The sequence below is a fragment of the Pseudomonas marincola genome, assembly GCF_900116605.1.
Lineage (GTDB): Bacteria > Pseudomonadota > Gammaproteobacteria > Pseudomonadales > Pseudomonadaceae > Aquipseudomonas > Aquipseudomonas marincola.
The window spans coordinates 233,658-251,346 of the sequence record NZ_FPBC01000003.1; the positions used below are offsets into that span (position 1 = coordinate 233,658).

The following is a 17,689-nucleotide window of genomic DNA, read 5'->3' on the forward strand; positions in this document are numbered from 1 at the left end:
CAAAAATGCGCGATGCGGTTGTAGAACCGCATCGCGCATTAGCGTTCTGCATCTTTCAGGCGTTACTTGCCTTCGCTCAGAGGCCAGTTGGCCATCAGCGTATTCGATGGCAGCTGCTCATCAAGCAACTTCTTCGCTGACGCCGCGCCAGCCACTGGCAAGCCGCTCGGATCGAGCAGACCAATCTGTACCAGTACGCTGGCCTGATCCCAGTAGATGTGCTCATGGCACAGCTTATCGCCACGGAACTTGATCACACCCAGCATCGGAATCTCGACGTATTTGCCGGTCGGCGCAACGTTGGGCAGCATCCAGTCGATGGCTGTGGTGTGGGTGAAGCACATGATGAATTCATCCACAATCTGCAGCGCGCCCACGGTGCGTGAGATTGGAATCAGCTTCATGTCGGGCGGATTGCCGTGGACGAAGTGGTTCTGATAGAAGCGGCTCAAGTCCTTCTGCCCAACACCGCCGGTCATGGTCGGGATGTGGTTTACATAGGGTTCAGCAACCATTGTCGCCATGGTCGCGGGAACGTCGCGATTGCCGAACTCATGCAGAATGTGTTCTTCCCAGAGGGCGGACAGGTCGAAGTTAGGGCCGATCTCACGCTTGAGGGCGGCAATGCTGCGCTCGTGAGCCATCTGCGCCGATGGCTTGTCGTAATGCATGCCACCTGCCCGGGCAAAAGCATGGTCGACGCCTGGGTAAGTGTAGATTTCAACCTTGTTGTTGCTGGCCAGGCGCTCGCTGATCTGCGCGCGTGCGGCGGCGTCGCAGTAGCCGTCATTCTCGGCGAAGTGCAGCACCAGTCGGCCCTTGAGTTGGTCCGCTTCATCCAGCATGTGTTCGATGCCCATGCCGTAATAGCCAACGGCGCACGAGACAGATGTGCGCGTGGCGGTCAGCCAGGCGAGCTTGCCACCCAGGCAGAAACCGACATAGCCCAAGCCTGAGTCCTCAACTTCGGGCATTGCTTTGAGTGCGCTGAGGCTGGCGTCGATGTCTTCGATGGCTTTATCAATATCCAGACGCTGGAACAGGTCGATGGCTACTTTGAAGTCGTCTTCGCCATAGCCCAGTTCGATGTTCGGCTGCAGCCGCCAGAACAGGTCGGGCACCAAGGCCACATAGCCTTCTTCGGCGTAGAAGTCGGCGACGGCGCGCATGTTGGAATTGACCCCGAAAATTTCCTGGCCAATTACCACACCCGGTCCTTTGCCGCTGGCTGGAAGAGCCAGATAGCCGCCGAAAGTGGCGGTGCCGTCAGTGGCCTTTATCTCGATCATCTTGCCCATGTCACGTGCTCCACGTTTTTGAGTGAATATTGCTGGGTATTGTTTTAATGCTGTCTGAGTTCGTCGCGTGCCGAAACCCTCAGCACCAGCGTTTGAAAATAAGCGAGGTGTTGACGCCGCCGAAGGCGAAGTTGTTATTCATCACGTAGTCGTTGTGCATCGTCCGGAACTCATCGCGCAGATAATCAAGCGGGCCGCAGCGAGTGTCTACCTGAGCAAGGTTGAGGGTGTGCACGTATTGGTTGCTGTTGAGCATCTCGATACAGAACCATGACTCAAGCGCGCCGCAGGCACCGAGGGTGTGACCGAGAAAGCTCTTTTGCGAAGAGATCGGCATGTTCTCGCCAAACAGACTGCTGGTGGCGAGCGTCTCGGCAATGTCGCCTTGTTCGGTGGCGGTGCCGTGGCCGTTAACGTAACCTATGGCCTGCGGTTCCAGCCCAGCATCCTGCAAGGCCAACTCCATCGCCCCGCGCATGGTCGCCTGCTCGGGCTTGGTGATATGCATACCGTCGGCATTGCTGCCAAAGCCGACAATTTCAGCATGAATTTTCGCGCCACGGGCCAGCGCATGCTCAAGCTCTTCGAGCACCAGCATGCCAGCTCCTTCACCAATCACTAAACCGTCGCGGCTGTTGTCGTAAGGGCGTGGCGCGCTCTGCGGCGTATCGTTCTGCAGGCTGGTGGCGTAAAGCGCATCGAAGACCATTGCCTCGGTTGGACAAAGCTCTTCTGCGCCCCCGGCCAGCATCATCGGCAGGCGGCCAAACTTGATCGCTTCATAGGCATAGCCAATGCCCTGGCTGCCGCTGGTGCAGGCACTTGAAGTGGGAATCAGGCGGCCTTTGAGGCCGAAGAAAATACTGATATTGGCCGCCGTGGTGTGCGGCATCATGCGGATGTAGGAGTTGGCGTTGAGGCCGTCCGCCACCGAATTTAGCAGCATGTTGCCGAACGCCTTGATCTCATCGGTGCTGCCCGTGGAAGAGCCGCACGCCACGCCCATGCGCCCATCCTGAATGGACGGATCGCCAAGTAGCTGCGCATGTTCCAGCGCCCGCTCAGCGGCGTACACCGCCAACTTGGAAACCCGGCCCATGCTGCGCAGTTGCTTGCGGGTCCAGTGTTTGGGCGTGCTGAAATTATCGATGGGGCCGCCGAGGCGGGTATTCAATTCGCTGTAGCGATCCCACTCATCCATACGCCGGATGCCGCTGCGATTGGCGCGGAAGTTGGCTTCGATAGTGGCCCAGTCATCACCCAGCGAACTAACGCCAGCCATGCCGGTGACCACGACGCGTTTACACCCTGGCATCAGCACAGACCTCCATTGACTGCGAGAACCTGGCGGGTGATATAACCCGCCTCTTCAGACATTAAAAAGTTAACGGCGCCCGCGACTTCTTCCGGGGTGCCGAGACGTTGCGCCGGGATCATCTTGAGCAGGTCTTCAACCGGCACATGGTCATCGAGCATGTCGGTATCGATCAGTCCGGGGGCGACGCAATTGACTGTGATCTTGCGCTTGCCGAGTTCAATCGCCAGGGCTTTTGCCGCGCCAATTACGCCGGCTTTCGAGGCACTGTAATTGACCTGGCCGCGATTGCCGATAAGCCCGGAAACCGACGTTATGCAGACAATCCGCCCGGCTTTGCGGCGGCGAATCATGGGCATGGTCAGCGGGTGTAGGACGTTATAGAAACCGTCGAGATTGGTGCGCAGCACCTGATCCCAGTCGTCCTCGCTGAGCGCCGGAAAAGCGCCGTCTCGGGTCAGGCCAGCGTTGCACACAACACCGTAATAGGCGCCGTGAGTTTCGATGTCCGCCTCGAGTTGTTCGCGGCAGGCCGTGCGGTCTGCCACATCGAACTGGAGGATGCGTGCGGTTTGGCCAAGCGCGACGATTTCGGCTTGCACCTGTTCGGCGTCTTCACGGCGGCTGCGGCAATGCAACACCAGATCATGCCCGCTGCGTGCCAGGCGCAACGCGATGGCGCGGCCAATTCCGCGGCTGGAGCCGGTTACCAAGATAGGGTCAGACATGTTTTTTGGCCTCGCCGGATTCTGCTAAGTATTGGCTTGCATTGGGTGGCTGAAATACGTTCAGGCGGGCGCTGGCAAGGATTTTTGGGCCGGTCATTTCGCACTCGAAAACCGCCATGCCGTTGTCGTCCTGCAGCGAGCGCTGCGCTTTGATGGTTAAGGCTGTGCCCGCTGCAAAAGCCTCGACATTGCAGGTGTACTTGCGTGTACCCAGCAAAAATCCCAGCGCCACCGGCTCATTGGCTGTGCGCGCATGGCATCCGGCAAAGGCGGCGATGGTTTGCGCCATGAGTTCGACACCGACCCAGGCGGGCATGCTGCCGTCGGCCTGACTGAACAGGCCACCGGCTTTAACCAGAACACGGGTTTCGATGTCATCGACGCCAAAGCGGATAACCTCGTCAATCAACAGCATGTCGCCCGAGTGGGGAACGAGGTCCGCCACAGAAAACAGACTCATCAAACAACTCCCAGAATCAGGCTGACATTACTGCCGCCAAAGGCGAATGAGTTGCTCATCGCAACGCGCGCGGGTGTGGTGAATGCATAACCCGGGCTGGCAAACTGCAGGCGCGGTAACTGCGGGTCGAACTGGCCATCCCAGATATGCGGAGGCGCCAATTGCTGACGATTGTGTTCGCTAAGCGTCAGCCAGCAGAACGCCGCCTCCAACGCTCCAGCCGCGCCAAGCGTATGGCCGCTGAGGGGTTTGGTCGATGAACTGCAAATACCCTCGGGGAACACCGCCTGTACGGCGAGTGATTCCATTGCATCATTGTGCTGCGTCGCGGTGCCATGCAGGTTGAGGTAGTCGATATCACTCGCTGCAAGACCGGCGGCCTGCAGCGCTTTGTGCATGGCTTGCTGTGCGCCCAGTCCGTTGGGTTCGGGCGCCGAGATGTGGTGCGCGTCGGAGCAGGCGCCGCCGCCGAGCAAGGCAATGGATCGCGATGATGGCTCATTGGCCTGACGCGTCATTATGAACAACGCAGCACCTTCGCCAATATTGATGCCCTGGCGATTGTTTGAAAACGGGTTGCAGCGCTCAGCGGTGACCGCTTCCAGTGCGCTGAAACCATTCAGGGTCAGGCCGCACAAGCTGTCTGCACCGCCGCACAGCACGACATCGCAAACCCCCTGGCTGAGCAGACGATGAGCGCTGAGCAACGCCCGGGCGCTCGAGGTGCACGCAGTGGAGATGCTATACACCGGGCCGCTCAAGCCCAGCCATTCACTCAGGAACGCGGCTGGCGCTGCAATTTCCTGTTGCGCGTAGTTGTAATCCGCGGGTAACGCGCCCGCTGCCTCGAAAGCCGCAATGCCTTGCGAGGCTTCATCAATTCCCGAGGTGCTGGTGCCTATCACAACGGCCACGCGGTGGCTGCCGAAGCGTTCAATTGCCAGGCGAATTTGCGGCTCGATCTGCAATGCGGCGGCCAGCAGTAATTGGTTATTGCGGCTCGCGCAGTGTTGCATGCCGGCCGGCATCGGCGGCAGCGTAGCGTCTACCGCGCCGATAGTCAGCGCCTGACCAGTGACCCAGCCGCTGTGCTTGCGCATACCCGAGGTGTCGCCCTTGAACAGCGTCGCTGCAACCGTTTCGCAGCTTGTGCCGAGCGAGCAGATCACCCCCAAGGCGTTTAAGTAACTGGGCATCAAGGATTCTCGTTGTCGGCTAGTGGGCTGAACTGATATCGCACGTGTTCGCCTTTCTCCAAAGTGAAATGTAATTCGTCGCTGTAACTCACCCGCCAATCAGGGCGCAGCGTGCGTTGCATGGCGCTGCTGGTCCAGCTGTCTGCGGGGTAATTATCCCTCAGGCCAGGCACTGTGCTGAGTGAAAATAACAGGGCTGAAAACAATTCACGGCTTTCATCATTGGGCGGCAACAGGCCTTCGTCGTGCCACTGGCCTGCGCTCAGTTGCTGTCGCGCCAGTGGTGTGCCGATAAGGTCGAACAGCGACCAGCGCGACCCTTGTGCCTGCGGCTGAATGACCAGTAGCCAGTCCTCAGTCGTATCGTTTGTCTGGCGTTGCACATGCATCGATACCGGCAGCGATACATGCAGCTGCGGCTCGCCTTGTGGCAATGGCGTGCGGCCGGCGCAAGCGCTCAGCAAAAGGCACAGGCTGATGCAGAGAATGCGCACAATCACGACGGCACCTGCAAGACGTGGCTTTGCAGAAACCAGAAACCGAAGCGGGTCTTTCCAATGTAAGTCGCGGCCGGGTTCATCACAGTCCTTGCTGCTTGGGCGCACACAATTGCGCCAGCACATTGAGCCGGCGCTTGGGGTCGCTTACGTAAGGGTTGGATTCATCCCATGCATAACCTGCAAGGATCGAGCTGATCATGCGGCGGATTTGCGGTGCGGCATTTTCAAAGAAGATCACGTCCTGCAATGAGCCGTCGTACCAGCCCTCCACGTAAGCGCGGAAGGTATCCACGCCTTTCTTTAACGGCTCGGCAAATTCGCGCTGCCAGTCGACCTGCTCACCAGTCAACTGACGATGCAACACCGCCGCTGCCATGCTGGCCGAGCGCATGGCAATGGTCACGCCCGAGGAAAATACCGGATCCAGGAACTCGGCCGCATTGCCCAGCAATGCGAAGCCCTGGCCATGCATACGCTTAACATTGGCCGAGTAGCCGCCCAGTGTGCTCACCGGTGTGTCCCACACGGCATTGGCCAGAATCGCGTTGAGTGAGGGCGCTTGTCTGATCAATTCGCGCAGGTTGGCTTCTGGGTTGTCGCCGAGGCTTGCATAGTGCGAAGCGTCTGCCACCGCGCCGACAGAGGTGCGACCGTTGCTGAAGGGAATGGTCCAATACCAGACATCACGCAACTCGGGATGAGTGCTGATAAGAATTCGCTCACGGTTGAAGGCCGGGCTGTCGATGTGGTCTTCAATGTGGGTGAACAGGGCCTTGCGCACCGGGAAGTTCGACGGTTGTTCGAGATCCAGCAAGCGCGGCAGCACGCGGCCATAGCCACTGGCGTCGAGCACAAATTCACAGTCGATCAGGTATTGCTGCGCATCTGTCAGGCGCTTGACCCGCAGTTGCGGCGTGGCCCCGGAGAAATCGGCGGCTACCACCTCTTCTTCATAGCGAATCTCAACACCTTGGCGCTGCGCCTCATCCGCCAGGATTTTATCGAATCGACTGCGCTCGACCTGAAAGGTTGAGCCTTTACCGACCGTGTATCCGTCGCGAAAGTCGATGTCGGCAGAGCGCTCGCCGCAGGCAAATGCAGCGCCATGTTTGACCTGAAATCCGGCTGACTCGATAGCCTCAAGCATGCCGGCTTCCTCAATGAAGTCGAGGCAGTGCGCGAGCAGGCTTTCGCCAATGGAGAAGCGTGGGAAGCGCTGGCGCTCAAGCACCAGTACATCGTGGCCGTTGCGTTTAAGCAGGGCGCTGGCGATGGCGCCGGCGGGGCCTGCACCAATGACGACGACCGTACGCTTGAGTGGTTCAACTGGCTGCATGTTGCGTCCTTGCCTGATTGATATCGGCTGATTGAGACGGGGCAGAAGGCTGGCCCGGGGTCGCCCATGGCGAGTAGATAAAGCTGAACAGCAGGCCCAGGCTCACGGTCAGGCCAAAGTTGGCAATCGCCGGCGTACTGCTGAATAACAGAAGGCCGAACGACAGCCAACTGGTCAATGCTGAAAGCAGTGTACCGATCAGACTCACCGCTTCGCCTCCCACAGATTCGCGCATCAGAATGGCGTAGTCGATACCAATGGCTGTGATCAGCAGCAGGCCGAAAACGCTGAACAATGTCAGTGGTTGGCCCAGCCAGCCCAAGCAGGCGAGGGCGGTGATTGCCGCGAGCAGTGGCAGGCTGACGACGCGCAATGCGCCACGCAGACCAAAGGGAATGCACAGCAACACGACAATGGCGGCGCAGGAAATCAGCTTGAGTGTGGCGGCGCTGATTTGCGTCTCGGTGAATAACGCGTTGAGTTCGCCCAGCCGGTCGACCAGCTCGACACCTTCAAGCCCGGTCGCTGCATCCTCAAGCAAGGCTGTGGCTGTTTGCCCGTCGAGGCTGACCAATCCGCTCACGCCACTGGCGCTTTTGCCCATCCACAATGGACGCCATGGCTCTGCCAGCGTCTGTTCAAGAATCTCATCGAGACTCGGGCGTGGCTGGTGCAGTAAACCTTCGACCTCGGCATTAAGCGCCGCCTCGGCAATACCCGCATCAAGCAATGGTTGCCAGTGTTGGGGCAGAGCCTGCAAGGCTTTGTGCAAATTATCGAGCTGCTCGTCAGGCAATATCAGCTGATTGAGTGAGCGATAGCCGCGCAGTTGATTGTTGCTGACGAGTGCATCGAGGCGCTCGCTCAAAGCCGCCTGACGCGCGAGTAGTTGTTGCTCGTCTGCCGCCCGCACCAGATAAAACTGGCTGGTGGGCTGTTGCCCGGTAAGTTCGGCAATCCGTTGCGCTTGCGCCGCGAGTTCGGGCTCCTTGCCCAGCCACTGGCGTAGATCGTTCTGGGTGTGCAGTTGCGCGATACCGCCCAGGCAAAACAACGGCACGCCGATAATCATTGGCCAGCGAGCTTTTTTAATGCACCACAAGCGCGCTGCCAACAAGCCGTTGGCGAGATTGAGTAAACTCCGCCCAGGTTGCAGTTGCATCCCCTTGAAACAGGCGGGAAGCAGGCAGATTGCGCACAGATAGGCGCCGATCAAACCGGCGGCCGAGAACACTGCGATCTGAGTTAATGCCTGAAAGGGTGTGAAGGCCAGCGCGACGTAACCCAGCAGATTGGTCGCAAGGCTCAGGGTCAGTCCGGGCAGGGTTGCACGCATCGCGCTCCAGCTCTGCCATTGCTGCTGCGCCCAGCATTTACTCAAATAGTGCTGCGGGTAATCAATGGCCACGCCGATCAGGCTCGCGCCAAGAATCAGGGTGAGCGCATTGATCTGGCCGAACCACAGCACGCAGGCGCTGGTGCCCGCCAATAGCGCCACCGCAACGGGCAGCAAACTCAACAGCACACGGGTGCGCCGGTAGGCAAACAGCAGCAGCGCAATTAAACCGACAATGGCGGCGCCACCGAGCAGGCTGATCTCTTGTGTGGCTTGGGCCTGGCCGGCGTTGGCATAAAGTACACCGCCGCTGGCGAGCAGTTGGCCGCCAGCGGCTTGTGCCTGCTCACGGGCCTTGGCGACATCTGCGGCGACCTTAGCCGGGGCCTGCATATCAAAGGCATCGCCGTGGCTCTGCGCACGTACCAGTACCCATGTTTTGGCGTTGTCGTTGATCAGCAGCGCGCCGCTGCCAAGGTCGACCTGGACATTACTGTGCGGATTGAGCGTGGTTTGCGCCTTGGCTGTCAGGCCCAGCCAGTCTTGTTCAAGGGGCACCAGACTGAAACCTGCAAAGGTATCGAACAACTCGCCAGAGCGCCGTTGGACAAACTCATCGGGCTGATTGATCAGCAGCGACTTTTCTGCCGCCGGCAGCAATGCCAGGCGCTGCGCCAGCAGTTGTTGGCGCAGGTCTGACAAGTCATTGCGCACGCTCCATTGAACGGCGGAAAAGTGCTGGCTCTTGCGCAGTTGTCCGGCAATGGCTTGCGTCAGTTGAATGGCTTCGCGTCGTTCACGGTGGCCGACCAGCAGTAGCAGCTCGCGGTTGAGTGGCTCTTGTATGCGCTGTTCCGCCGCGCGGATTTCGCCATCAATCTGATTGCTGGGCAGCAACGCCAACAAGCTGGCGGCCACAGGCGGGCCACTGCGCCATTGCCATGCTGCAAGGCACAACAACGCCAAGAGGCCTATGCCGAACAGGCGCGGCAGTGTGCGCTCAGTCTGCAAAAGCGTCTCGCTCGGCTGCGGTTAGGGCATCGCTGGCCTGGCTGTCCGGGAGTTTTAACAACGTGCGATCGCCCTGTGTTTCAAACAGCTCAATACGCTGCACAAGCGTCGCACCCTGAATCTCGATGTGGCTGAATATCTGCTGGAGCAGCAGCGCTCGGGGTGTCAGGGTTAGCGTCCATTCATCGCTTGTGCCTTCCAGCTGCAAGGTGAAATCGGCTTCAAGCCCTGTGCGGTCGCCGCGCAGCAGCGCCAGAAATAGCCGGCTTTGTTGCGCGGCGGCATTGTTGCCGGGCTGCACTTGCCAGCCATTGGCTGTGCGCTTGGCGATGCCGTCCGCATTGATCCGGTAGTCCTGCGCAATGGGGGTTTTCAGTTGCCACAGCAGCCCGGTATCGGCGGCCAATACAAACAGGCCGCGGCTGGTGAGAGGCCGGGCCATGGCGCGCAAATGTTTTTCCTGAACGAACGGGCCGCGAACAACCAGGTGTTTGCCGAGTTGTCTGCTCAGGTCATTGAGGTCAAATGCCTGCGCCAGTGGTGTCAGTAACAGACAGCCCAGCATGCAGACTACGCGCAAGTAGAAGCGGCTCATGGCAGCGCGGCCTCAACGGCGTTCACAAACACCCGTGGTGAGGCCATCTGCATTTCGCGGCTGGCGATTTCAACTGCCACTTGTACGCTGCTGGCGCGCGTCATGCGCTCACCGGTTGCAAAGTCGCTGATCAGGTAATGGATCTTCAGGCGGTTTTCCCACTCGACCAGATCGGCGCGCACGATCAGCTTTTGGCCAAACGTCGCGCCACGGATATAGCGCAGTTGCAGATCAATCACTGGCCAGGCATAACCGGCGTCGCGCATTTGCGTGTAGTTATGGCCAATTTTATCGAGCAGGGCGCAGCGCGCCATTTCGAGGTATTTCACGTAGTGGCCGTGCCAGACGACCTCCATCATGTCGATATCGAAGAAGGGGACGACGACTTCGCAATCAACCTGCAACACGCCACTACTGCGCATAAAGCCTCCAATGCTGATCGCGGATGCGGGTCAGGCACAAGCGCAGCTCGCCTTCGAGGGCGCGGTCTTCGATCACCGGCGCAAAATCGGCTGCCAGTTGTTCACGCATGTTCAGCAGTGGCTCGGGCAATGACCGCGAGTTGTCGCGCATTCTCAACCAGACGCCTTGATTGGCCGCCAGCAAGGTGGCGGCGGCAACCTGTTCGGTCAATTCGAGGCTGCGCAGGGCATCACGCGCGGCGATGGTGCCCATGCTGACCTTGTCCTGATTATGGCATTCGGTCGAGCGCGAAAAGACGCTGGCGGGCAGGGTGTTTTTCAGGGCTTCGGCGGTCCACGCACTGGCACCGATTTGCACGGCCTTGAAGCCGTGATTGATCATCGCCGTGGCGGCGGGAGCACCGGACAAGTTGCTTGGCAGGCCGTGGTTGTAACGGGTATCGACCAACAATGCGAGCTGACGGTCGAGCAGGTCGGCGACGTTTCCCACCAGGTTTTTCAGGCTGTCCATCGCAAAGGCGATATGGCCGCCGTAGAAGTGACCGCCGTGCATCACGCGTTCGGTTTCGGCGTCGATCAGGGGATTGTCGTTGGCGCTGTTCAGTTCGGTTTCGATGAATTGACGCAGCAGGCCCAGGCTGTCGGCAAGCACGCCCAAAACATGGGGCGCGCAACGCAGCGAGTAGCGGTCTTGCAGGCGATGCAGCGCAGGGGTTGGGCCGGTAATGGCGAGGTCTTCGCGCAGCCATGCCGCCACCTGCATTTGCCCCGGATGGGGCTTTGCCGCAAACAGGCGCTGATCAAAGTGCTCCGGGTTGCCTTCCAGCGCAACCACGTTCAGCGCGGTGATGCGTGTTGCCAGTTGCAGTAAATAGTCGGCCCGCGAGTAGGCCAGACACGCCAGCGCAGTCATCACGGCGGTGCCGTTCATTAATGCCAGCGCTTCTTTCGGGCGCAAGGTCAGCGGCGTCCAGCCGAGCATTTGGTGAACTTCAAGGGCGCTGTATTGGCGGCCTTTGTAGAGCACGTCGCGTTCGCCACTGAGGGTCGCGGCAACGTAAGACAATGGCGTCAGATCACCGCTGGCGCCGACCGAACCTTCTTCGGGAATCAGCGGCAGGATGTCGTGTTCGAGAAAAGCCTGAAGACGTTCAAGCAGCTCGACGCGCACCCCGGAAACACCGAAGCACAGTGATTGCAGGCGAGCCGCCAGCACTGCGCGCGTTGCCTCCGGGTCGAGCAATTTACCCAGGCCGCAGCCGTGAAATGTGTAGAGATGGCGCGGCAGGGCTTCGACTTGATCCAGCGGCACGGCGACCACGCAGGAGTCGCCATAGCCTGTGGTAACGCCGTAGATCACGCCTTCTTTATCCAGCAGGGTGTCGAGAAAACGTGCGCCCTTGGCGATTTTTTCGCGGTACTCGGCGTCCATTTGCAGGTGTGCGCTGGCGCGTTGCTTCGCCAGCGCGACAATGTTCTCGATCGAGAGATGAGTCTCGCCGAAAATTACCGGTTCAGGCTGATGTGTCGTCATCTGAATTCCAAAACGGATAAAAGTTGAACCACTGTTGTGGTGCGTCCAGGCAGCGTTCAGCCAGTCGGTCAGCGAAGCGTTGGGTCCACTCGCGGATGACCGCATCGCGGTTGCTGCGCTTCCAATGCACTCGCGTGGCAAAAGGCTCGAGCAAGATTTGATAACGACCGGCGATTTTCACGCAGCTGAGCAAATTCACCGGGCAATCGAGGAGCCCGGCCAGCAGCCAGGGACCTTGTGGAAATGCGGCTGGTTTGCCGAGGAAGTCGACCGTGACATGGCGCCCGCCGTGCAGCGGAATGCGGTCACCGGCGATCGCCAGCCATTCGCCGCGCTCAATTCGTTCCGAGAGTTGCAGCATGGTCGCCGGATTCAACTCGCTGACCTGAATCAGGCGCATGTTGCGGGCACCGGCTTCACCGAGCAGTTGGTTGAATTGTTCGGCGTGTTTGGTGTGCACCAGAACATTCATGGTCACCTTGTCGCCCAATTCAGCCAGCGCGCGACACACTTCAAGGTTGCCCAAATGCGCGCCCACCAGCATTTGCCCGCGTGGCGCGTGCATCAGCCCGCGCAGGTTGTGCGGGTCAATCAGATCAATATCGCGGGCGCTGAGTTTGCCGCGCCAGATATCCAGTTTGTCGAGTAAAGCGTCGGCAAATGCCATGAACTGGGCAAACACTGAGCGCAGGCTTGGAGGCGGGGTTTTACCGCTCCAGTGCATCAGGTTGAGCTGATACTGGCGAATGCTGCGTCTGGCCTTGGCACCGAATATGAAGAAATACAGCACGATCAAATACAGCAGCGGGCTGATCATTCGGCGGCCGAGAGTACGCATGGCCACGACCGTAAATTTCATCATCCACAGGCTGCCGCGTTCCTGTTGGGCGGCCCAGTGCTGGTCGTTGTCTGGTCGGCTCATCGTCGGCCCCGGCTCCAGATGATTTTCGGCGCTCGCAGCAACATGCCGAAGAACAGCTTGGCGTGCATTTTCGAGATCAGCAGGTTGTCGTGAACCAGACGAAAATGCGAGAGGCCGTCCAGCGGGTAATGCACCTGGGTCGGCAGCCATTCCATGGGTTGGTTTTGCCATGCCATGCGCACCAGAATTTCCGGATCGAAATCCATGCGCCTGCCCAGATTGACCCGGTTGATTAAACTGACCGTACTCGCCAGCGGATAAACGCGGAAGCCGCACATGGAGTCGCGTATCTGCAATGACAGGCTGTTGATCCAGACCCACACGTGAGTCAGGTAGCGTGCATAAAGACGGCCCTTGGGCACGCTGGCGTCGTACTCGGGATACCCGCAGATAACGGCGAGCGGGTGCTCGCGCGAGCGCTGCAGAAACGCCGCGATGTCATTGAGGTTATGTTGGCCGTCGGCGTCTACTTGCAAGGCGTGGGTGAATCCCAGCAGTTGCGCTTCGCGCAGGCCCGCCATCACGGCGCCCCCCTTTCCCTGATTGTGCAGCAGGTGCACGGCGTAGCAATCGGGCTGGCTGGCGAGTGTTTCAATCACCGCTGTACAGGCCGGGCTTGAGGCGTCATTGACCAGAATGCAGGGCAATTTTGCTGCGCGTAAGGCCTCGACCACATGCATCAGCGCATGTTCGTGGTTGTACACCGGGATTACTGCGCAGGGCTTATGCATGCTGGGCCAGAAGAATGCGTCCGGATGAACACGGGGCATTGCTGTTAGTGAAAGAGAAATACAACTTACTGCGGTTTGCATCGAAACGCAGTGACAGTTGTACGCGGTCTCCCGGACGCATTAACTGCTGGAATTTAAGCACTTCCATGCCGGTAAACCGGGGCGGTAGATCCGCAATCAACTGCCGGGCCAGATGCAGTGCCCAGTCTATCTGCACCACGCCTGGCACTACTGGCGCCCGGCTGAAGTGGCCACTGAAGTGCGCGAGATCAACCGGAACCTGAAGCTTTATCAGCAGCCCGTCAGTTGTTTGTTCAATGCTGTCCGGCAACACCTGAGTCGGCCTTTGCGCCGCGAGCAACTGCTCAATGCGGCTTTGCGCCAGCTTCCCCTGACTGTTGTACGGCAACTCGGTGTAAAGCCGCCATTGGCGAGGCAGGGCAATGGGCTCCACATGGCTCGACAGATGAGTGCGCAACGCCTGAGTGGTGGCTCGTCTGCCCTGATTGCGCAGGGCATGCAAGCCGGCAGGGCTTAGCGCAATGAGCGCGCCGACAACGGCACGGCCCAACTGGCGCACGCCCACCCGGGCATCTGTTACCCATGGATGTTGAATCAGGGTGTTTTCCAGCATGGGCAGCGAGATGCGTTTTTCTTCGAGTTTGATGATGCGATCGAGGCGTGCACCGAGCAGAAACCGGCCATCGGCTTCAATCTGCACGGCGTCAGCGGTTTCTTCACGGTGTCCGGCTGGCAAGTACGACGAGGTCAGGCTGAGCGCCCCTTGCGGGTTGCGGCTAATGGCAACTCCAGCGAACGGTTGCCAGTGCTGGCCACCCTGCCGCCAGCCAATTCCGCCGGTCTCGGAGCTGCCATAAATTTCGGTTGGGAACTGCTGCAAGCGTGCTTGCAGATAAGCAGCCGCCTCTTCGGGGAGTGCGCCACCGGATGAAAAAATCTTGCGTATGCGGCTCAGCGCTGACCAGTCCAGATTATCGCTGGTGCGCTTGAGCAGCGCGGGGCTGGCCACCCAAATGAATGCGGAGTGAGGCAGGCTGGCGCGCTGCATGTCTTCACTGAATGGCAGCGTCTGGCGAAGAAATACGCGCCCTGCGCACAGCGGCCAAAGCACGCGGAACAGCAAGCCGTAAATGTGCTGCGCCGAGACGCTGGAGATAACGGCGGCGCTGCCAATTTCCGAGCCCCAGAGTTGTTCGAGTGCAGCGACTTCGTTGGCCAATTGCGCAAGCGTTTTGTCGATCAGCTTGGGTTCACCGCTGGAGCCCGAAGTGCACAGCGTCAGCAGGCAGGCATCTGTGGCGAGGGGGCTGGATTGCGCGGGTGTGCAGCCTTGAGTATCTGGCAGGGCGTCCAGCCAGAGGTCTGTCTGGCTTGCGAGACGGGCGCGGGTCTGGGGTTGCGCATCAGCGGGGAGCAGTACTGTGACAGACGCTTGCCAGGCGGCAAACAGTGCAATCGCCAGTTCGGCTGCATCGTCCAGATGAATCGCTACGCGCTGAATTCTGTGAGCTGCAAAGTAGCCTGCCAGCTGTAACGCCTGCCGGCAGAACTGCTGGTGATTGAGTGCAGGTTCGAAGGTGATGCTGCGCTGTGCATCCGGCTCGAGGAGCAATGCCTCAAGGGCAATCCATTTCATGCAATTCTTCTTACGCGTTGGCGAACAAACCATTCAACAGCGAACAGCAGGCCCATCAATAAATAGGCAATAAAGCCGTTGTACAGCGTCCACCAAGCCAGTGGCGCCCATAATGTCAGCGCTGCCGCGATTAGCGCGTTGCAGCAAAAGAACCCGGCCCAGACCTGTGTTACCACTCGCGTGTAGCGCACGGCCTCAGCCGGCAGTTCAGGTTCGCGCAGGCGTGCGAGCCGCTCTATCAGCGGCGGGCCGTAGCGCAGGCTGAGCAGGAATACGCACAACAAGATGCTGTTCAGTAACACCGGATACCAGCGCAGTAATGCCGGCTCACCGGCAATGCCCAGCACCACGCAGAACAGCAACGCGGCCAGCGCCATCCAGCGCCCGCCGGGCCGTTGCTGCGCTGTCAGCAGGCGGGCGATCCACAGTGCGCCGAGCAGCAAGGCAAATACTCTGGGCGACAAGTGCTCGATCCCGAAGTACACCGCAAATGGATACGCCAGTCCTGCCGCTATCAGGACGAGGCCTAGCAATCGGCTCATGCGCGCTCTGGGTTAACCAGTTTGTACACGGCTTCGACCACGTCACTGACTGTGCGTACCGACTTGAATTCGTCGGCGGCGATTTTCTTGCCGGTTTTACGCTTGATGTGATCAATCAGGTCGACCGCGTCGATGCTATCGATTTCAAGGTCCTGATACAGGTTGGCCTCGGGGCTGATGTCGGCGGCGTCGAGTTCAAACAACTCGACAAGGGAGTCGCGCAGGGTGCTAAAAATTTCATCACGATTTTGCATGTTTTAGCGCTCTCAAACGGCCTGGCGTGCAGATACAAAAGCCGCCAGGTTGGCCACATTGGCGAAGTGTTGGCGCGTGTCCTTGTCCTCTGCATCGATCTTGATGCCAAAGCGTTTCTGGATCGCCAGCCCCAGTTCGAGGGCATCTACCGAGTCGAGGCCCAGGCCATCACCAAACAGCGGCTGGTCGGTCGCGATGTCTTCAGCCGACATGTCTTCGAGCCCCAGCGAGTCGATAATCAGGTTTTTAATTTCGTGTTGTAATTCGCTCATCTGTTGCGAGCTCCTTTATGAAGTATTGATGTAGGTAATCATTGAGCTTGCGCGAGGCTATCGGCGCCGGCGCAGCGGCCTTGAATTGTTGCGGGTCGATGTCTGCACCCACGCGGAGTTGGATGTGCACGCGCCGGGCGGGAATGCTGTACCACGGTTCGGCTTTGGTCAGGGTGGTCGGTGTTACGTGAATGGTCACCGGCGTCACGCAGTGAGCGCCGCGGATGGCGATGGCCGCGGCACCACGGTGGAATTCGGGTGGCTTGCCGGGCGTGGTGCGGGTGCCCTCGGGGAAGATGATCAGGCATTGCCCGCCTTGCAGAGCTGCTGCCGCTTCATCGAGCATTTCCACGCTGCCGCTGTTGCTGATGTACTGCGCCGCATGGATCGGGCTGCGCATACAGGGGTTGTTCCACAGGCTTTGTTTGACCACGCAATTGCTGTTGCGAATCAGCGAGATCAACACGACTACATCAATCAGCGAGGGGTGATTGGCGATGATCAGCTGGCCCGGCTTTCCCAAGTGTTCGGCCCCTTCGACCGAATAGGTCAGAACCCCCAGGCGGTACATGATCTGCACAAAGGCGCAGAAGCTTTTATTAATGACTCGTCGGGCTCTCGTACGACGACTGACGGCGTCGCCCGGCAGTAAATTCAGGATTGGGAACACCACCACGCTCAAGATCATGCCGCCCAAACCAAAGATCAAAAAGCTCAGCGCTGTGGCAACCAGTCGCCATGCATAGGGTGGGCTGTAAGCGCTCACTTTTGCTTGCGTGACCACATCCATTGGCGGCGGCTCCAGTAATGGGTGATGTCCTGCTGGTCGTTGTTAAGCGCCCGGAGCAAACTCAGAGGGTGCGGCCATTCGCTGCGCGGGCCGCTGCCGGTTTGCAGGTCCAGCTGCCAATCGTCGCCTGGCGTGAGTAACAGCCCCACAGCGTAGGCGAACGGTACGTCGTCAATGAACGATGTATACAGCGCCGGCGGTGCTTCTTCTGCAATGACCACCAGCACCGCGGGTGCACCTTCATGGAGCAATAGACAAGCTTCTTGCACCGCATGTTCCAAGCCGTCACCGGCGGCGGCCAGGGCGGACATCTCACTGGTGTCGGCGCGCAATATCGACCACTGGCCGATAATTGCGTTATGCACGCTGAGGCTGAACTGGGTGGGAGAGAGCGGCTCGCCGCGTGCCAGGTCGTGAAGAATCGCCAGTGTGCGCGGGGTTTCGCCGTGGCGGGAGGCAAATATGAGCGGCAGCCTGGGGTGTGATTCAGCTAACGGCCAGGCAACATTGAACACCATTCGCGCCAGCCGGCTTAAGCGCCTGCGCTGCATGGGCGCGAGAAAACTAACGTCGGGTTGCTGCTGCTCATCCGCCACGCGCACGGGCGCCTGACACCAGTCACGCCACTGTTGCGAGCTTTCCAGACTGGGGGCCCAGGCTCGCCATTGTTGTATTTTGAAGTGCATCACGGAGGGAATTCCTCGCCCCTGCGGGCGTCCTTGTCAGCTGCGGCAGTCCTGTTCATCGGCCAAATTGCATGCGTTTAAGCCAATTCTCAGTAAGGATGTG

At 59.4% G+C, this 17,689-nt stretch carries 19 protein-coding genes; all 19 read right to left on the minus strand.

Annotated features, from left to right (window positions below):
• Positions 1 to 62: 62 nt before the first annotated feature.
• Complete coding sequence (locus BM395_RS07370) at positions 63 to 1,298, minus strand: dienelactone hydrolase family protein (RefSeq protein ID WP_090510184.1); 1,236 nt, start codon at positions 1,296 to 1,298, stop codon at positions 63 to 65.
• 79 nt (positions 1,299 to 1,377) lie between these two features.
• Positions 1,378 to 2,613 (minus strand): beta-ketoacyl-ACP synthase, encoded by a 1,236-nt coding sequence (locus BM395_RS07375; RefSeq protein ID WP_090510187.1) that lies wholly within the window; start codon positions 2,611 to 2,613, stop codon positions 1,378 to 1,380.
• Positions 2,613 to 3,341 (minus strand): 3-oxoacyl-ACP reductase FabG, encoded by a 729-nt coding sequence (gene fabG, locus BM395_RS07380; RefSeq protein WP_090510189.1) that lies wholly within the window; start codon positions 3,339 to 3,341, stop codon positions 2,613 to 2,615. The genes BM395_RS07375 and fabG overlap by 1 nt, the downstream gene beginning before the upstream one ends.
• Positions 3,334 to 3,801, minus strand: coding sequence for a hotdog family protein (locus BM395_RS07385; RefSeq protein ID WP_090510192.1), 468 nt, complete (start codon positions 3,799 to 3,801; stop codon positions 3,334 to 3,336). The genes fabG and BM395_RS07385 overlap by 8 nt, the downstream gene beginning before the upstream one ends.
• Positions 3,801 to 4,997 (minus strand): beta-ketoacyl-[acyl-carrier-protein] synthase family protein, encoded by a 1,197-nt coding sequence (locus BM395_RS07390; RefSeq protein ID WP_090510194.1) that lies wholly within the window; start codon positions 4,995 to 4,997, stop codon positions 3,801 to 3,803. The genes BM395_RS07385 and BM395_RS07390 overlap by 1 nt, the downstream gene beginning before the upstream one ends.
• Positions 4,997 to 5,497 (minus strand): hypothetical protein, encoded by a 501-nt coding sequence (locus BM395_RS07395; RefSeq protein WP_244528944.1) that lies wholly within the window; start codon positions 5,495 to 5,497, stop codon positions 4,997 to 4,999. Before BM395_RS07395 ends, BM395_RS07390 begins: the two co-directional genes overlap by 1 nt.
• 79 nt (positions 5,498 to 5,576) lie before the next feature.
• Positions 5,577 to 6,833 (minus strand): NAD(P)/FAD-dependent oxidoreductase, encoded by a 1,257-nt coding sequence (locus BM395_RS07400; protein ID WP_090510196.1) that lies wholly within the window; start codon positions 6,831 to 6,833, stop codon positions 5,577 to 5,579.
• A complete protein-coding gene (locus tag BM395_RS07405) occupies positions 6,820 to 9,180 on the minus strand; it encodes an MMPL family transporter (RefSeq protein WP_090510199.1) in 2,361 nt (786 codons plus the stop codon). Before BM395_RS07405 ends, BM395_RS07400 begins: the two co-directional genes overlap by 14 nt.
• Positions 9,170 to 9,775: an outer membrane lipoprotein carrier protein LolA gene (locus tag BM395_RS07410; RefSeq protein WP_090510201.1), complete on the minus strand. Its 606-nt coding sequence runs from the start codon at positions 9,773 to 9,775 to the stop codon at positions 9,170 to 9,172. Before BM395_RS07410 ends, BM395_RS07405 begins: the two co-directional genes overlap by 11 nt.
• A complete protein-coding gene (locus tag BM395_RS07415) occupies positions 9,772 to 10,197 on the minus strand; it encodes an acyl-CoA thioesterase (RefSeq protein WP_069898355.1) in 426 nt (141 codons plus the stop codon). Before BM395_RS07415 ends, BM395_RS07410 begins: the two co-directional genes overlap by 4 nt.
• Entirely contained in the window at positions 10,187 to 11,731 is a 1,545-nt protein-coding gene (locus tag BM395_RS07420; RefSeq protein ID WP_090510204.1) for an HAL/PAL/TAL family ammonia-lyase, read from the minus strand. Before BM395_RS07420 ends, BM395_RS07415 begins: the two co-directional genes overlap by 11 nt.
• Positions 11,712 to 12,653 carry a lysophospholipid acyltransferase family protein gene (locus tag BM395_RS07425; protein WP_090510206.1) on the minus strand — a complete coding sequence of 314 codons (942 nt, stop codon included), beginning with the start codon at positions 12,651 to 12,653 and terminating at the stop codon, positions 11,712 to 11,714. Before BM395_RS07425 ends, BM395_RS07420 begins: the two co-directional genes overlap by 20 nt.
• Complete coding sequence (locus tag BM395_RS07430) at positions 12,650 to 13,384, minus strand: glycosyltransferase family 2 protein (protein WP_090510209.1); 735 nt, start codon at positions 13,382 to 13,384, stop codon at positions 12,650 to 12,652. The genes BM395_RS07425 and BM395_RS07430 overlap by 4 nt, the downstream gene beginning before the upstream one ends.
• Positions 13,377 to 15,041 (minus strand): ApeI family dehydratase, encoded by a 1,665-nt coding sequence (locus BM395_RS07435; RefSeq protein WP_090510212.1) that lies wholly within the window; start codon positions 15,039 to 15,041, stop codon positions 13,377 to 13,379. The genes BM395_RS07430 and BM395_RS07435 overlap by 8 nt, the downstream gene beginning before the upstream one ends.
• Positions 15,038 to 15,583 (minus strand): COG4648 family protein, encoded by a 546-nt coding sequence (locus BM395_RS07440; RefSeq protein WP_090510215.1) that lies wholly within the window; start codon positions 15,581 to 15,583, stop codon positions 15,038 to 15,040. Before BM395_RS07440 ends, BM395_RS07435 begins: the two co-directional genes overlap by 4 nt.
• Positions 15,580 to 15,837, minus strand: coding sequence for an acyl carrier protein (locus BM395_RS07445; protein WP_069898349.1), 258 nt, complete (start codon positions 15,835 to 15,837; stop codon positions 15,580 to 15,582). Before BM395_RS07445 ends, BM395_RS07440 begins: the two co-directional genes overlap by 4 nt.
• A gap of 12 nt (positions 15,838 to 15,849) precedes the next feature.
• Entirely contained in the window at positions 15,850 to 16,110 is a 261-nt protein-coding gene (locus tag BM395_RS07450; protein WP_069898348.1) for a phosphopantetheine-binding protein, read from the minus strand.
• Entirely contained in the window at positions 16,085 to 16,900 is an 816-nt protein-coding gene (locus BM395_RS07455) for a lysophospholipid acyltransferase family protein (protein WP_090510217.1), read from the minus strand. The genes BM395_RS07450 and BM395_RS07455 overlap by 26 nt, the downstream gene beginning before the upstream one ends.
• Positions 16,873 to 17,589, minus strand: a complete 717-nt coding sequence (locus tag BM395_RS07460; protein ID WP_090510220.1) for a beta-ketoacyl synthase chain length factor — start codon at positions 17,587 to 17,589, stop codon at positions 16,873 to 16,875. Before BM395_RS07460 ends, BM395_RS07455 begins: the two co-directional genes overlap by 28 nt.
• Positions 17,590 to 17,689 lie beyond the last annotated feature (100 nt).

Excerpts from the sequence above, each read along its gene's own strand:
- BM395_RS07370 (WP_090510184.1), bottom strand. The coding sequence starts at position 1,298 with ATGGGCAAGATGATCGAGATAAAGGCCACTGACGGCACCGCCACTTTC.
- BM395_RS07375 (WP_090510187.1), bottom strand. The coding sequence starts at position 2,613 with ATGCCAGGGTGTAAACGCGTCGTGGTCACCGGCATGGCTGGCGTTAGT.
- fabG (WP_090510189.1), bottom strand. The coding sequence starts at position 3,341 with ATGTCTGACCCTATCTTGGTAACCGGCTCCAGCCGCGGAATTGGCCGC.
- BM395_RS07385 (WP_090510192.1), bottom strand. The coding sequence starts at position 3,801 with ATGAGTCTGTTTTCTGTGGCGGACCTCGTTCCCCACTCGGGCGACATG.
- BM395_RS07390 (WP_090510194.1), bottom strand. The coding sequence starts at position 4,997 with ATGCCCAGTTACTTAAACGCCTTGGGGGTGATCTGCTCGCTCGGCACA.
- BM395_RS07400 (WP_090510196.1), bottom strand. The coding sequence starts at position 6,833 with ATGCAGCCAGTTGAACCACTCAAGCGTACGGTCGTCGTCATTGGTGCA.
- BM395_RS07410 (WP_090510201.1), bottom strand. The coding sequence starts at position 9,775 with ATGAGCCGCTTCTACTTGCGCGTAGTCTGCATGCTGGGCTGTCTGTTA.
- BM395_RS07415 (WP_069898355.1), bottom strand. The coding sequence starts at position 10,197 with ATGCGCAGTAGTGGCGTGTTGCAGGTTGATTGCGAAGTCGTCGTCCCC.
- BM395_RS07420 (WP_090510204.1), bottom strand. The coding sequence starts at position 11,731 with ATGACGACACATCAGCCTGAACCGGTAATTTTCGGCGAGACTCATCTC.
- BM395_RS07425 (WP_090510206.1), bottom strand. The coding sequence starts at position 12,653 with ATGAGCCGACCAGACAACGACCAGCACTGGGCCGCCCAACAGGAACGC.
- BM395_RS07430 (WP_090510209.1), bottom strand. The coding sequence starts at position 13,384 with ATGCATAAGCCCTGCGCAGTAATCCCGGTGTACAACCACGAACATGCG.
- BM395_RS07435 (WP_090510212.1), bottom strand. The coding sequence starts at position 15,041 with ATGAAATGGATTGCCCTTGAGGCATTGCTCCTCGAGCCGGATGCACAG.
- BM395_RS07440 (WP_090510215.1), bottom strand. The coding sequence starts at position 15,583 with ATGAGCCGATTGCTAGGCCTCGTCCTGATAGCGGCAGGACTGGCGTAT.
- BM395_RS07445 (WP_069898349.1), bottom strand. The coding sequence starts at position 15,837 with ATGCAAAATCGTGATGAAATTTTTAGCACCCTGCGCGACTCCCTTGTC.
- BM395_RS07450 (WP_069898348.1), bottom strand. The coding sequence starts at position 16,110 with ATGAGCGAATTACAACACGAAATTAAAAACCTGATTATCGACTCGCTG.
- BM395_RS07455 (WP_090510217.1), bottom strand. The coding sequence starts at position 16,900 with ATGGATGTGGTCACGCAAGCAAAAGTGAGCGCTTACAGCCCACCCTAT.